This window comes from Streptomyces sp. NBC_01352 (assembly GCF_036237295.1).
Lineage (GTDB): Bacteria > Actinomycetota > Actinomycetes > Streptomycetales > Streptomycetaceae > Streptomyces > Streptomyces plumbiresistens.
Map to the genome: position 1 here is coordinate 1,991,503 of NZ_CP108354.1, position 13,263 is coordinate 2,004,765.

General features: G+C 71.0%; 11 protein-coding genes and 1 pseudogene. 3 read left to right on the forward strand and 9 right to left on the reverse strand.

Annotated elements, in window-relative coordinates; all coding sequences use genetic code 11:
* Window positions 1-7 precede the first annotated feature (7 nt).
* Window positions 8-1,078: a UDP-glucose 4-epimerase GalE gene (galE, locus tag OG252_RS09525; protein ID WP_329335214.1), complete on the forward strand. Its 1,071-nt coding sequence runs from the start codon at window positions 8-10 to the stop codon at window positions 1,076-1,078.
* Here galE and OG252_RS09530 read toward each other — a convergent pair.
* From OG252_RS09530 to OG252_RS09555, 6 genes and pseudogenes are all read right to left on the reverse strand, one after another.
* Complete coding sequence (locus tag OG252_RS09530; protein WP_329335216.1) at window positions 1,023-2,882, reverse strand: glycoside hydrolase family 15 protein; 1,860 nt, start codon at window positions 2,880-2,882, stop codon at window positions 1,023-1,025. The two genes, galE and OG252_RS09530, sit on opposite strands and share 56 nt — an antisense overlap.
* Entirely contained in the window at window positions 2,879-3,895 is a 1,017-nt protein-coding gene (gene rfbB, locus OG252_RS09535; RefSeq protein ID WP_329335218.1) for a dTDP-glucose 4,6-dehydratase, read from the reverse strand. The genes OG252_RS09530 and rfbB overlap by 4 nt, the downstream gene beginning before the upstream one ends.
* A gap of 92 nt (window positions 3,896-3,987) precedes the next feature.
* A pseudogene (locus tag OG252_RS09540) lies at window positions 3,988-4,110 on the reverse strand (sugar phosphate nucleotidyltransferase); the annotation flags it as partial.
* Window positions 4,107-5,084: a UDP-glucuronic acid decarboxylase family protein gene (locus tag OG252_RS09545; protein ID WP_266450556.1), complete on the reverse strand. Its 978-nt coding sequence runs from the start codon at window positions 5,082-5,084 to the stop codon at window positions 4,107-4,109. The pseudogene OG252_RS09540 and the gene OG252_RS09545, both read right to left, overlap by 4 nt.
* Window positions 5,085-5,100: 16 nt before the next feature.
* Window positions 5,101-6,426 (reverse strand): UDP-glucose dehydrogenase family protein, encoded by a 1,326-nt coding sequence (locus OG252_RS09550; RefSeq protein WP_329335220.1) that lies wholly within the window; start codon window positions 6,424-6,426, stop codon window positions 5,101-5,103.
* A 94-nt stretch (window positions 6,427-6,520) separates the two neighbouring features.
* On the reverse strand, window positions 6,521-7,825 hold the full coding sequence (locus OG252_RS09555) for a glycosyltransferase family 4 protein (RefSeq protein ID WP_329335222.1): 1,305 nt from the start codon (window positions 7,823-7,825) through the stop codon (window positions 6,521-6,523).
* A 131-nt stretch (window positions 7,826-7,956) separates the two neighbouring features.
* On the opposite strand from OG252_RS09555, the gene OG252_RS09560 reads away from it, so the two are divergent.
* Window positions 7,957-8,922 carry a class I SAM-dependent methyltransferase gene (locus OG252_RS09560; protein ID WP_266450551.1) on the forward strand — a complete coding sequence of 322 codons (966 nt, stop codon included), beginning with the start codon at window positions 7,957-7,959 and terminating at the stop codon, window positions 8,920-8,922.
* A gap of 13 nt (window positions 8,923-8,935) precedes the next feature.
* Here OG252_RS09560 and OG252_RS09565 read toward each other — a convergent pair whose 3' ends face one another.
* The 3 genes from OG252_RS09565 to OG252_RS09575 are packed head-to-tail and all read right to left on the reverse strand — an operon-like array spanning window position 8,936 to window position 11,702.
* The gene (locus OG252_RS09565; protein WP_266450549.1) at window positions 8,936-9,883 is read right to left on the reverse strand and encodes an NAD-dependent epimerase/dehydratase family protein; all 948 of its coding nucleotides are present in this window, start codon (window positions 9,881-9,883) and stop codon (window positions 8,936-8,938) included.
* Window positions 9,883-10,608: a sugar transferase gene (locus OG252_RS09570; RefSeq protein ID WP_329335226.1), complete on the reverse strand. Its 726-nt coding sequence runs from the start codon at window positions 10,606-10,608 to the stop codon at window positions 9,883-9,885. The genes OG252_RS09565 and OG252_RS09570 overlap by 1 nt, the downstream gene beginning before the upstream one ends.
* Window positions 10,609-10,637: 29 nt before the next feature.
* On the reverse strand, window positions 10,638-11,702 hold the full coding sequence (locus OG252_RS09575) for a glycosyltransferase (protein WP_266450546.1): 1,065 nt from the start codon (window positions 11,700-11,702) through the stop codon (window positions 10,638-10,640).
* Between the two features lie 113 nt (window positions 11,703-11,815).
* On the opposite strand from OG252_RS09575, the gene OG252_RS09580 reads away from it, so the two are divergent.
* Window positions 11,816-13,252 (forward strand): polysaccharide biosynthesis tyrosine autokinase, encoded by a 1,437-nt coding sequence (locus tag OG252_RS09580; RefSeq protein ID WP_266450544.1) that lies wholly within the window; start codon window positions 11,816-11,818, stop codon window positions 13,250-13,252.
* The last annotated feature ends 11 nt before the right edge of the window (window positions 13,253-13,263 follow it).

Genomic DNA, 13,263 nt, shown 5'->3' on the forward strand with positions numbered 1-13,263 from the left:
TCCTGCCATGGCACGCAGCGAGCCGGTACCGTCGACCGTCCTCGTCACCGGCGGGGCCGGTTTCATCGGCAGTCATGCCTGCGTGGACCTCCTCGACCACGGCTACGAGGTCATCGTGGTCGACGACTACTCCAACAGCACCCCCCAGGTCCTCACCCGGGTGGAACGGATCGCCGGCCGCTTCGTCGGCGCCGTCTACGAGCTGGACATCCGTGACCGGCGCGCCCTCTCGGCCGTGTTCGAGCGCCACGCCGTGGACGCCGTCGTGCACTTCGCCGCGCACAAGTCGGTCAGCGGCTCGACCCGCACCCCCGTCGAGTACTACGACACCAATGTCGGCGGCACCACCGCACTGCTGCGCACCATGCAGGAACACGGGGTCCACCGACTGGTGTTCTCCTCCTCCTGCTCGGTCTACGGCGACGCGGACGACGGCCCCCTCGACGAGTCCACCCCGGTCCGCCCCACCAACCCGTACGCGGCCTCCAAGTGGCTCTGCGAGCAGATCCTCGCCGACGTCTGCCGCCGCCGCCCCGAGTACACCGTGATGTGCCTGCGCTACTTCAACCCCACCGGCGCCCACCCCAGCGGGCTGCTCGGCGAGGACCCGCGCGGCGAGCCCGACAACCTCATGCCGTACATCGCCCAGGTGGCCGTCGGCCGACGGGAGCGGCTGCGGGTGTTCGGCCACGACTACCCCACCCCCGACGGAACCGCGATCCGCGACTACATCCACGTCATGGACACCGTCCAGGCCCACCGCGTCGCGCTCGACCACCTCGCCGACGCACCGGGCATGCACGTGTACAACCTCGGCCTCGGCAGGGGCAGTTCGGTCCTGGACGTGGTCGCAGCGTTCTCCGCGACGTGTGGCAGGGCGGTGCCCTACGAGTTCGCGCCGAGACGTCCGGGCGACGTCGCCGAACTCGTCGCCGACGCCGGCGCGGTGGCCCGCGCCTGGGGCTGGCGGCCCGCCCTGGACCTGGCCGACATGTGCCAGGACGCGTGGCGCTTCCAGCGGCTCAATCCGGATGGGTACGCGGGGTCGGCGCGGGGGCCGAAGACGAAGGACGACTGAGGGCTGATGACTGATGGTTGAGGGGCGTCAGTGCGAACGCCGTCTCGACCAGGGCGATGTGGCTGAAGGCCTGCGGGGCGTTGCCGAGCTGGCGGCCGGCGTCCGGGTCCCACTGCTCCGACAGCAGGCCGACGTCGTTGCGGACGGCGAGGACGCGCTCGAAGGCCTCCCGGGCCTGCCGCGGCCGGCCGGTCGCGGCCAGGGCCTCGGCGTACCAGAGGGAGCAGGCGACGAACGTGCCCTCGCCGCCGTGCATGCCGTCCACGCGGTGCGGTCCGGTGCCGCCGTGCGCGTACCGCCGTACGAAGCCGCCGCGACGGAGCCCGCGCATGGCCCGGACGGTGGCGCGCACCCGCTCGTCCCGGGCGGGCAGGAAGCCGAGGCGGGGCATCAGCAGAGCGGAGGCGTCCAGGGCCGAGGAGCCGTAGGACTGCACGAAGGACTGTCTGGCCGGGTCCCAGCCCTCCTGGCAGACCTGGCGGTGCACCTCGTCGCGCATGGCCCGCCACTCGCCCGAGGAGCCGTTGCGGCCCAGCAGTTCGCCCATGCGCAGGGCGCGGTCGGCGGCCACCCAGGCCATCACCTTGGAGTGGACGAACTGCCGCCGCGGTCCGCGCACCTGCCACAGCCCCTGGTCGGCCTCGCGCCAGTGCCGGTGCAGGAAGCCCATCAGTTCCTGGACCAGGTCCCAGACATGGGCGGGCATGGGGATCCCGGCCCGCAGCGACAGCCACAAGGTGTCCAGGACCTCCCCGTACACGTCGAGCTGGAACTGCCCCACCGCCGAGTTCCCGAACCGCACCGGCCGCGATCCCGCGTAGCCGGGCAGCCAGGGCGCCTCGGTCTCCGGCAGCAGCCGCTGCCCCTTGACGCCGTACACGGTCTGCAGGTCGGCCGGGTCACCGGCGATGGCCCGCACGAGCCAGTCCAGCCAGGCCGTGGCCTCGGCGTGGTAGCCGCTGCGCAGCAGACAGGACAGGGCTGCGGTGGAGTCGCGCAGCCAGCAGTGCCGGTGGTCCCAGTTGCGTTCGCCGCCGATGCAGCCGGGCAGCGAGGTGGTCGGCGCGGCGACGATGCCGCCGGTGGGGGCGTAGGTGAGCGCTTTGAGCGTGATCAGGGAACGCACTACGGCCTCCCGCCAGGGGCCCTGGTAGCGGCACTGGCCGCTCCAGCGGCGCCAGAAGTCGACGGTCTCCTTGAGCACCGTCTCGGCGGGGAGGAACAGCGGCGCCGGCGGTTCGGGCAGGTGCGAGGGCGCCCAGGCCAGGCTGAGGGCCAGCCGGCGTCCGGCCGGAACCGTGACCTCCCAGGACGTGGCTCTCCCGTCGCCGTCCGCCACCCGCACCGGGCCGTCCGCGCCGAGCCACACGGCGTCGGGCCCGGCGACCGCGACCGTGCAGGGTGCGATGTCGCGCACCCAGGGCACGACACGCCCCTGGTGGAACCGCAGCCGAAGCTCACTGCGGACGGTCACGGCACCCTTCAGCCCCTCCACCACCCGCACGACACACGGCAGTTGCCCCCTGGGCGGCATGAAGTCCGTGACGCGCACCGTCCCGGCGGCCGTCTCCCACACCGAGTCCAGAACCAGCGTGTCCGACCGGTAGGCGCGCCGCGTACAGGCGCCACCGGAGACGGGCGCGACCCGCCAGAACCCGTGTTCCTCGGTGCCCAGCAGGGCGGCGAGACACGCCGGGGAGTCGAAGCGCGGCAGGCACAGCCAGTCGACGGAGCCGTCGCGGCCGACCATGGCGGCGGTTTCCAGGTCGCTGATGAGGGCGTAGTCCTCGATGGGGGCGCTCATGACAGGACCCTCATGGGGAGCGCTCTCCCCTGCTCGGCCCGGCGCAGCAGCGGCTCCCACCAGGAGCGGTGTGTCCGGTACCAGTCGACGGTCTCGGCGAGTCCCGAGGACATGTCCTTGGCCGTCATGAAGCCGAGCTCGGTGCGGATCTTCGTGAAGTCGACCGAGTAGCGCCGGTCGTGGCCCTTGCGGTCCTCGATGAACCGCACCATGTCCCAGTCGGCGCCGCAGGCAGTGAGCAGCAGCCCGGTCAGCTCCCGGTTGGACAGTTCGTTGCCCGCGCCGACGTTGTAGACCTCGCCGGGGCGGCCGAGGGTGCGGACGAGTTCGATGCCTCGCACATGGTCGTCGACGTGGATCCAGTCGCGGACGTTGTGCCCGTCGCCGTACAGCGGCACCGGTCTGCCCTCCAGCAGCCGGGTGATGAACAGGGGGACGAGCTTCTCGGGGAACTGGTGGGACCCGTAGGTGTTCGAGCACCGGGTGACGCGGACGTCGAGGCCGTGGGTGCGGTGGTAGGCCAGCGCGATCAGGTCCGAGGCGGCCTTGGACGCGGAGTAGGGCGAGTTGGGCCGCAGCGGGTCGGTCTCCGGCCAGGAACCGTGGCGGATCGAGCCGTAGACCTCGTCGGAGGAGACGTGCACGAACCGCTTCGGCCTGTGCCGCAGGGCGGCGTCCAGCAGGGTCTGGGTGCCCTGCACATTCGTCCGGACGAAGGCGGCGGCGCCCGAGATGGACCGGTCGACGTGGGACTCGGCGGCGAAGTGCACCACCTGGTCGTGCTCGGCGAGCAGGGCGTCGACTAGGTCCGGGTCGCAGATGTCGCCGTGGACGAAGGCGAAGCGGTCCGTGTCTCGAACATCGTCGAGGTTGGCGGGGTTGCCGGCGTAGGTGAGGTTGTCGAGGACGGTCACCGAGACGTCCGGCGGGCCGTTCGGGCCGAGCAGCGTCCGGACGTGGTGGGAGCCGATGAACCCGGCTCCGCCGGTCACGAGGATGCGGGTGGCGGTCATGACGGGATCTGCGCTCTGCTGTGGTCGCCGGGCAGCAGCCGGTGCATGGCGGGCGGGCGCGGGGCGGGGGTCACTTCGACGTCGTGGCCGATGAGCGAGACCAAGCCGTGGAGCGGCACGGGCTTGTCGGCGACTGGGACCAGTCGCTTGGCCGAGGTATGGGTGGCGGGGCGCAGGCGGGTGCCCGCTCCGCCGCACAGCACGAGTGTTTTCATGATGGCCGCCCCACTGCGGATCGGTCCGACGGCGGTACGCGGGGCTCGGGCTGCTCGGCGCACCAGGCGAGGGTGCGGCGCAGGCCTTCGTCCAGCGGCACCTGCGGGTGCCAGCCGAGTTCTGCGTGGGCCCGGTCGATGACGGGGCGGCGGCGGACGGGATCGTCGACGGGCAGCGGGAGGAAGCGCAGTCCTCCGGGCGACCCGGTGAGCAGCAGGACCAGTTCCGCGAGTTCCCGAACGGTCCGCTCCCTCGGGTTGCCGAGATTGAAGGGGCCCGGGTGGGGTGAGTCGATCATGGCGGTCAGGCCGCGGACCATGTCCTCGACGTAGCAGAAGCTGCGGGTCTGGCTGCCGTCGCCGTACAGGGTCAGGGCCTGTCCGTCGAGGGCCTGCCTGACGAAGGTGGAGACCACGCGGCCGTCGTGCGCCCGCATGCGGGGCCCGTAGGTGTTGAAGATCCGCACGATGCCGGCATCCGCGTCCCGGGTACGGCGGTAGGCCATCGTGAGGGCCTCGGCGTAGCGCTTGGCCTCGTCGTAGACGCTGCGCGGGCCGATGGGGTTCACGTGCCCCCAGTAGTCCTCGTCCTGCGGGTGCACCTGGGGGTCGCCGTAGACCTCGCTGGTGGACGCCAGTACGAAGCGCGCCCGGTGCCGAAGGGCCAGCTGCAGCAGGTTCTCCGTGCCCCGGCTGCCGGCGGCCAGCGTCTCCAGGGGGTGGTTGTGGTAGTCGTACGGCGAGGCTGGGCTCGCGAGATGGGCGACGGCGTCGACGTGGCCCAAGACCCGGAAACGTGCGGTGACGTCGCAGGTGATGCACTCGAAGCCGGGCGCGGCCAGCAGGTGGGCGATGTTGGCGGCACGGCCGGAGGAGAAGTTGTCGAGGCAGCAGACACTGTCGCCCCGGCTCAGCAGGGCCTCGCACAGATGCGATCCGAGAAAGCCGCTTCCGCCGGCCACTACGACACGCATGGTTCCTCCTCCCGGGTCAGCCGAGCCGGGGTCGGCCCGGTGCGCGCAGCGTCCAGCCCGCGGAGCGCCAGGCATCCGGGTCGAGAGTGTGGCGTGCGTCGACGATGGCGGGGGTCCGTACGACCGTGGCCAGGGCGGCCGGATCGAGGTCCCGGTACTGGGGCCACTCGGTGAGGTGCAGTACGACGTCGGCCTGCTCGCACGCCTTGTTCACGTCCAGCGCGAACTGCAGCGCCGGGTGGCAGGCTCGGGCGTTGTCGACCGCCTCCGGGTCATGGACGCGGACCTGCGCGCCCCGACGTCGTACGGCCTCCGCGACCGCGAGCGCGGGCGAGTCCCGCACGTCGTCGCTGCGGGGCTTGAACGCGGCACCGAGGACCGCGACGCTGCGGTCCGTGAAGGAGCCGCCGACCACCTGCTCGGCGAGGTCGACCGTCCGCCGCCGCTGCCGGGTGTTGATCTCGTCAACCTGCCGGAGGAAGGCCACGGACTCGCCCAGCCCCAGTTCCTCGGCGCGGGCGGTGAACGCCCGGATGTCCTTGGGCAGGCAGCTGCCGCCGAAGCCGAGGCCGGGTGCCAGGAAGCGGGAGCCGATGCGGGGGTCCGCGCCCATCGCCCCGGCCAGGGTGAGAACGTCGGCGCCGGTGGCGTCACAGATCTCCGCCATGGCGTTGATGAAGGAGATCTTCGTGGCGAGGAAGGAGTTCGAGGCGAGCTTGACCAGTTCGGCGGTGGCGGTGTCGGTGACGATGAAGGGGGCGCCGGCCGCGGTCAGGGGTGAGTAGATCTCCCTCAGCCGGGCCTCGGCGTGCGCCGTACGGACGCCCGCCACGATGCGCTCCGGCCGCAGCGTGTCCTGGACCGCGCAGCCCTCCCGCAGGAACTCCGGGTTCCAGGCGATGTCGACGTGCCCGGCGGTCACACGCAACCGCCTGGCCAGCCGGTCCGCCGTGCCGACCGGCACGGTGGACTTGCCGACGACCAGGGCCGGCTCGTCCCCTCGGCCGGTCCGCTGCGCGGCCAGACCGTCCACGGCGGCCTCGACATGGCGCAGGTCGGCGGCGCCCGAGTCGGGCAGCTGCGGAGTGCCGACACAGACGAAGTGCGTGTCGGCGAACCGGGCGGCCTCGTCGAGTGAGGTGGTGAAGCGCAGCCGGCCGGTGTCCACGGTGTGCTGGAGCATCGCGGCGAGACCGGGCTCGAAGAACGGGGGCCGGCCGGCGGCCAGCGCGGCGATCCGCTCCGGGTCGAGGTCCACGCCGAGGACCTCGTGTCCGATGTCCGCCATGCAGGCGGCGTGGACGGCTCCTACGTAGCCGGTGCCGATGACTGTCAGGCGCATGGTGGTCTCCGTCGTGGGCGCATTGTCGGAGGCGTAACACCGATGGACGCCCGGTCGGTTCAGGGATCGAGAAGGAAGGACCCCGGCACTCGGGTCAAGGGCCTGAGGCGGCCCCCTGGGTACGGCTCGGGCCGATGGCCGACGGCCCAGGGAGGGGCGGCAGACCGAGCAGGTCGCGGTAACAGGCGTCGACGGCCGCGCACATGGCCTGAGGATCGAAGGACGTACGAACCCGGCGACGGCCCTGCCGCCCCATCTCGGCGGCCTCCCTCGGGTGGTCGAGCAACCAGCCGACCGCCTGTGCCTCCCGCTCCGGGTCGGCCGGTGGTACGAGCAGGCCGGTGGCACCGTGCTCGACCAGGTCGGGCACACCGTTCACGGCCGTGGTGACAACCGGGCGACCGGTGGCCAGCGCCTCGGTGAGCGCCCGGCCGAGGCCTTCGTAGAGCGACGTCATCACGAAGACGTCCAGCCCGGCCACCAGCCACGCGGCGTCCGGCCGATACCCCGTGAAGGTGATGTCGACGTCCAGTTCGGCCGCGAGCCGCCGGGCCTCGTCCTCCAGCGGCCCGTCGCCGATCACGACGAACGCGGTGTCGGGGCGAACGGCACGGATCGCGGCCGCCATGCGGATGAAGTCCCAGGGTGCCTTCTGGTAGTCGAGTCGGCCGACGGTGCCGATGAGGGCCTTCTCACGGGGCACGCCCAGCACACGGCGGGCGACTGGGTCGAACCGCTCGGGGATGTGCCCCAGATCCACTGCGGACGGCACCACGTGGACGTGGCCCGGCGGGGCGAGCCGCTCTTCGACCGCCTCTTCGGCCACGCGCGGCGCGACGGCGAGGAACCCGTGGGTGAAACGCCGTGTCGCCCGTTCCAGCCAGCGGTACGCCATGCGCCTGCGGCGGGACATGTACGGGTGGAAGCTGAAGCCGTGGAAGGTGTGCACCACCACCGGCGTGCGGCACAGCCGTGCGGCGGCCCGCCCCAGGAAGCCGCCCTTGCCCGAGTGGGTGTGCACGACGGTGAACCGCTCGCGTCTGATGAGGCGCGCCAGCCGCCACAGCACCAGCAGGTCCATGGGGGTCAGGGTGTGCCGGAACCCCGGTATCTCGACCGTGCGCAGCCCGGCGGCACGTGCCCGGTCCCAGAGGTCGCCCCCCGGGACGCCCGCGATCCACACCTCGTACCGCTCGGGGTCCATTCCCTCGGCCGACAGCAGTGTGTTGCCACCGGCTCCCGCCACGAAGCGGGTGATGACGTGCAGGACCTTGATGCGGGGCAGCACCGGCGGTGTCGGCAGCGTCGCCGCCGGTGCTACCTGCGGGGGCGGCGCGGGCCAGTTCACGGCATTCCTGGCCGACTGCCCCGAACCGGTCACACGCGTCGCGTTCAGCATGGTCGATCATCCCGTCCAAAGCCGTATGTTTACGACGTATACGTACATCATCGCTCATCGGGCATTGCAGGTCAATTCATCGGAAGATGGTCCATACGGGATGACCGTGGGAGACCGCAGGAGGAACGCACATGGTCCTGGCCGACAGGAAGGCGATCGAGCATCTACTGGTCTGCCCGCGTTGCAGGTCGCCGCTGGTGGCGCGGCTCGGCGGCTTCAACTGCACCGCGACCGACTGCCCCTGCCACGCGCCCTCGTCCTTCCCCGTCGCAGGCCGGTGGCCGGTCCTCGTCGACTTCAAGCGCAGCGTCGTGGACCGCGAGGCAGTCATGGCGAGGGCCGACGGCACGGATTCCAGGAGGCCGCCCCCTTCCACCGGCGCCGACGGTCTTCCGGCACCCCTGCGCCGCGCCCTCAAACCGCCCAACCGCGTCGCCGCCCGTAACGTCGAGCTCCTGCTGCGCAGCCTTTCCGGTCGCGCGCCGCGGCTGCTCGTCGTCGGCGGCGCCACCGTCGGAAACGGCGTGGGCGCGATCTACCGCGATCCGCGTGTCCAGGTGATCGGCTTCGACATCGTCGGCAGTCCCGTGACGCAGTTGATCGCGGACGCCCACCAGATCCCGCTGCCCGCGGCGAGCGTCGACGCGGTGCTGGTGCAGGCCGTTCTGGAACACGTACTCAATCCGGCCGGGGTCGTCGCGGAAATCCACCGGGTCCTGAAGGAGGAGGGGCTCGTCTACGCCGAAACCCCATTTCTGCAGCAAGTGCACGCCGGCGCCCACGACTTCACGCGCTTCACCGCGAGCGGCCACCGCTACCTCTTCCGCCGCTTCGAGGAGCTCGCCGCCGGCCCCGTCAGCGGCCCCGGCACCCAACTTCTGTGGAGTGTCGACCACTTGGTCCGCGGCCTGGCCCGCTCCCGTCGCGCGGGCCAGGCGGCGCGGGGGTTGCTGTTCTGGCTGCGTACCCTCGATCGTCTGGTGTCGGCGAGGTACGCGATGGATGACGCCACCGCCTACTACTTCCTGGGTCGCAAGCAGGACGGTGAGATGTCGCCCGGGGAGATCCTGACCTACTACCGCGGAGCTCAGGTCTGACACCGCCCGGACGTCAGGCGGCCGACACCGGCCGGCCCACCCGTGCGGCCTCCACCATCGCCGCGAGGCCGTCCCGTACGCCCGTCGTGGGCCGGAAGCCGAAGGCCTCGCGGGCAAGCGTGATGTCGGCGGCGGTACGGCGCGCGTCACCGGCCCGGCGCGGTACCCGCACCACACGGACGGAGGCACCCAGCAGCCGGAGCAGGGAGACGGCCTGGTTCATCGTCACCTCGGAACCACCGCCCACGTTGGCGACGCCGGTCCACGAGGAGAGCGCGGCCTGGCGCATGGCAGTGACCACATCCGCGACATACGTGAAGTCACGGCTCTGTTCTCCATCTCCGTAGAGCGCGAAGGGACGCTGCGCCAGCGCAGCCGTGACCAGCCTGGAGAACGCCATGTCGGGTCGTTGCCGGGGGCCATAGACGCTGAACAGCCGGAGGGAGACGGCCGGCACGCCGAAAGCGGTGCGATACGTCTCGCACAGATGCTCCGCGGCCAGCTTGGTCACGCCGTACGGGGACACAGGTCTGGGCCGCGCCGTCTCCCTGGTCGGGTACGTCTCGGCGTCCCCGTAGACCGACGAGCTGGAGGCGTACACGAGCCGACGCAGGCCGGTGGCACGGGCCGCCTCCAGAACGCGCTGGGTGACCAGGACGTTGCGTTCCACGTAGACGGCGAACTCCGGTCCCCAGGAGCCTCGCACGCCGGGCTGTCCGGCGAGGTGGTAGACCGCGTCGGCGTCGGCGAGGAGCGGCTCCAGGGGGGCCGCCAGCAGATCGTCCTGCCGGAAGGTGAAACGGTCCTGGTCCAGCAGGTAGTGGAGGTTCTCCCGTTTCCACGCGGGATCGTAGAAGTCCGTCAGGGCGTCGACGCCCGTGACGTCGTCGCCGCAGGACAACAGATGCTCACACAGGTGGGAGCCGATGAATCCGGCTGCTCCGGTCACGACGGCACGCATCAGGATCGGCCTCCTTCGGTGCACCGGCCCGTATCCCCGCCCACTCCCCCTGAGGACCTCCCGGACCCGTCCCAGGCGGCGGACAGGAGGTACCACGGCGTGCGCGCGACGAAGAGCGCCACGGTGGCCGGGGTGAGGTGCGCCAGGAGTTCCTCGTCCATCGCGGCGCGGCGCGGGACCATGACCTCGAGGTAGTACTCCTCGGGGTCCGGCCTCCCTTCGAGCAGCACCGCGTCGGAGCGGGAACGAAGCTGACACGGTCCTGTGAGGCCGGGGCGATGACGGAACACCCAGTGGTATTGGGGCGGGTAGCGGTGAGCCAGGTCGGCCGCCTCCGGGCGCGGGCCGACCAGCGTCATGTCCCCGCGCAATACGTTGAACAGCTGCGGCAGTTCGTCAAGGCCGAAGCGCCTGAGGAGCCACCCCGTGCCGGTCACGCGCGAGTCGGAGGAACAGGTGAGCCCGGGACCCGAGGCGTCCTGCCGCATGGTGCGGAACTTGTAGAGGGTGAACTCGCGTGCGCCTTCCCCCATGCGCCGCTGCCGGAAGATCGCCGGCCCGCCGCTCGTGGTGCGCACCAGGACGGTCAGGAACAGCAGCAGTGGTGACAGGAGCGCGAGCAGCGCCAGCGACACGAAGACGTCCAGGGCACGACGAGGCACAGTGAGACGCACCGGAGTCATGCGCGGGAGAGCGTGGTGCCGCAGATCGTCAGTGGTGTCCATGGAGGGTGTCCCTTCCTTGCTTGCCGCCGTCATGACGGCGGCCCGGGGAGTTCCAGAGCCGCCGTCCATCGAGAGAGCCAGGCGTCGTAGGAGTACCGGCGGCTCACGACGGCGCGGGCTGCGCGCCCCAACCGCTCCCGGACCGCGTCCGAGCCGTCCAGCAGTTCCTGGACCGCTTCGGTCCATTCAGCGCCGTCGCGGGCGGCCGGCATCCGGAACTGGCGCAGGATGTCGGCGTTCACCCCGATCGGCGTGGCCACCGAGGGCACGCCCGCGGCGCCGTACTGGAGCAGCTTGTAGCCGCACTTGCCCAGGCTGTAGGCGGTCGAAGGCAGAGGCATCAGGCCGATGTCGAGGCCGGCCAGGGCGGTTCGCTCGTTGTGCGGGCTCCAGGCGACACGGTCGATGAAGGCTTCCAGACGGCCCAGCGAACGCTGCGTCGTACCGACGAGGGTCAGGCGGGCGCCGCTACGGCGGTGGAGCTCTTCGAGCGCTCCTGCCAACAGCAGCAGGTACGCCTCGTTGTCGCGCGAGCCGATCCAGCCGAGCCGTGGTGGGTCGTGCAGCGCGTAGGAGGTCTTCGGCGTGTAGTCCTCCGGCGCCACACAGCTGGGGATCACCACGACATCGCGATGATGCTGCGCGGCCCAGTCCCCGAGGACGTCGTTGCCCGCGATGACGCGGTCCGCGTGACGCACGGCGGTCCGCGCCTTGTCGGCCTTGGGTGCCAGCCTGCGCGCCAGGCCTCCGTCACCCCGGTCCCACTGCAGGGCGTCGTCGAAGTCGTACACGGCGAACTCGGCGCTCGACAGCAGGCGGCGCTCCCACCAGCCGCGGCTGAGCGGGGACGCCTCCCGGTGCAGCAGCAGACGGCTCGGTCGCGCGGTCGCGAGCCGGCGCAGTCGCAGTTCCGCCCGCGCCACGGCCATGGGATGCCGGGCGAGACGGGACGGGGCGGCATCGGCGAGCGAGGCATAGCTGCTGACGGTGAAGTCGGTGTCGACACGGTCCAGCCATTCGAAGACGCGGACCCGCGAGCTGCCTGCCTTCCGGTTGTAGGGAGTGACAGCGCAGTGATCCGGGTGACGATCCATGGCTTCACATCCGACGCTTAACGCTGATACCGTACATTTACGTTGTAAACAGGAATATGCCTTGATGTCCGTCAGGAGTCAAGGTGGCAGTACGGGCAGTTGGAGGAGCTCGCATGGATCTCCGCGAATTCATCGATGTGCTGCGCCGACGCTGGCGGTTCGTCGTGGTGTGCGTCCTGCTGGGACTTGGCGCGGCGGTCGCTGTGACGGCCGTGACGCCGCGCACGTACACGGGGAGGGCGCAGCTCTTCGTCGCCACCAACGACAAGGACAGCTCCAACGCGTACGCGGGCGGTCTGTTCACACAGCAGCGGGTGAAGTCCTACACGAAGATCGCGAACAGTCCCGCTGTGCTTCAGGGGGTCATAGCGAACCTGAATCTGAACATGACACCCGAGCAACTCGCGAAGAAGATCAGCGCACAGGCGCCCCTGGACACGACCCTGGTCGACATCCGGGTGCAGGAGCGATCCGCCGCACGCGCGCAGGCGATCGCCGACGAGACCGCAGTCCAGTTCACGAAGTACATCGACGACATCGAGAAGGCGTCCACGAACGCCCCACCGCTGGTGAAGGCCAGCGTTATCGGTGACCCCGGACCGCCGTCGTCACCCACAAGCCCCCGCCCGGCACTGAACCTGGTGATCGGGCTGCTCTGCGGTCTCGTCGTCGGCACCGCAGGCGCCGTACTGCGTCAGTCACTCGACGCCACAGTCCGCTCCGCGGGCGACGTCCGGCGCCGTCTTGGCATCACCACCCTGGGTGCTCTGCCGAAGCCCCCACGGGGTCACGCCCTCTCCAGCCAGGTCGTCGGCACGACAAGGCGAGACGAGGCGCTGAGCCAGCTGACCACTCGTCTTCGCTTCTCCAGCGACGGGCGCATGCCGAGCTCGCTGCTGATCACCAGCGCCTTGCCCGCCGAGGGCAGAACCGAGACCGCCATCGACGTGGCGGCCAACGTCGCGCGGACCGGGCGGCGTGTCGTGCTCGTCGAGGGGGATCTGCGCCGACCACGTCTGGCCAGGGCACTCGACCTTCCTGACACGCCCGGACTGACCGACGTGGTCACCGGTGAGGCAGTACTCGACGTCGCGCTCCAGAGCTGGGGAAACGGGCTGATGCGGGTGCTGCCAGGCGGCACTCCGCCACCGGACCCGAGCGCACTGCTCCCGTCCCCGTACATGACGCACCTGCTGCGCACCCTTGAGGCGGACGCGGATCTCGTGGTCGTGGACAGCCCTCCGCTGCTCCCCTACGCCGATGCGGCGATCCTCGCCTCGGAGGCGGAGGCCGTACTTCTCGTCGTCCGAACCGGCAAGATGCGCTACGACCTGGTCCGCCGTGCGCTCGAAAGCCTGGACTCCGTCCACGCACGCGTCCTCGGCGCCGTTCTCACCGGCCTGCCCGCCGAGAGGTTCAACGGCCGCCACCCCGGCAGCGAGGCGACGAGGGCGGCCGACGCCCCGGTCCCCGGCCGCCGGCCGACACCTCAGGGTGAACCGGCGCCTGTGTCGACCGGCGTCCACGCCCGGGCCGGCCACCGCGACTAGGTACAGGGAGG

What these genes read in the sequence shown, in the direction of transcription:
- OG252_RS09550 (WP_329335220.1), bottom strand. Translation starts at nt 6,426, where the DNA reads ATGCGCCTGACAGTCATCGGCACCGGCTACGTAGGAGCCGTCCACGCC.
- OG252_RS09555 (WP_329335222.1), bottom strand. Translation starts at nt 7,825, where the DNA reads ATGCTGAACGCGACGCGTGTGACCGGTTCGGGGCAGTCGGCCAGGAAT.
- OG252_RS09575 (WP_266450546.1), bottom strand. Translation starts at nt 11,702, where the DNA reads ATGGATCGTCACCCGGATCACTGCGCTGTCACTCCCTACAACCGGAAG.
- rfbB (WP_329335218.1), bottom strand. Translation starts at nt 3,895, where the DNA reads ATGACCGCCACCCGCATCCTCGTGACCGGCGGAGCCGGGTTCATCGGC.
- OG252_RS09565 (WP_266450549.1), bottom strand. Translation starts at nt 9,883, where the DNA reads ATGCGTGCCGTCGTGACCGGAGCAGCCGGATTCATCGGCTCCCACCTG.
- OG252_RS09580 (WP_266450544.1), top strand. Translation starts at nt 11,816, where the DNA reads ATGGATCTCCGCGAATTCATCGATGTGCTGCGCCGACGCTGGCGGTTC.
- galE (WP_329335214.1), top strand. Translation starts at nt 8, where the DNA reads ATGGCACGCAGCGAGCCGGTACCGTCGACCGTCCTCGTCACCGGCGGG.
- OG252_RS09570 (WP_329335226.1), bottom strand. Translation starts at nt 10,608, where the DNA reads ATGGACACCACTGACGATCTGCGGCACCACGCTCTCCCGCGCATGACT.
- OG252_RS09560 (WP_266450551.1), top strand. Translation starts at nt 7,957, where the DNA reads ATGGTCCTGGCCGACAGGAAGGCGATCGAGCATCTACTGGTCTGCCCG.
- OG252_RS09530 (WP_329335216.1), bottom strand. Translation starts at nt 2,882, where the DNA reads ATGAGCGCCCCCATCGAGGACTACGCCCTCATCAGCGACCTGGAAACC.
- OG252_RS09545 (WP_266450556.1), bottom strand. Translation starts at nt 5,084, where the DNA reads ATGCGTGTCGTAGTGGCCGGCGGAAGCGGCTTTCTCGGATCGCATCTG.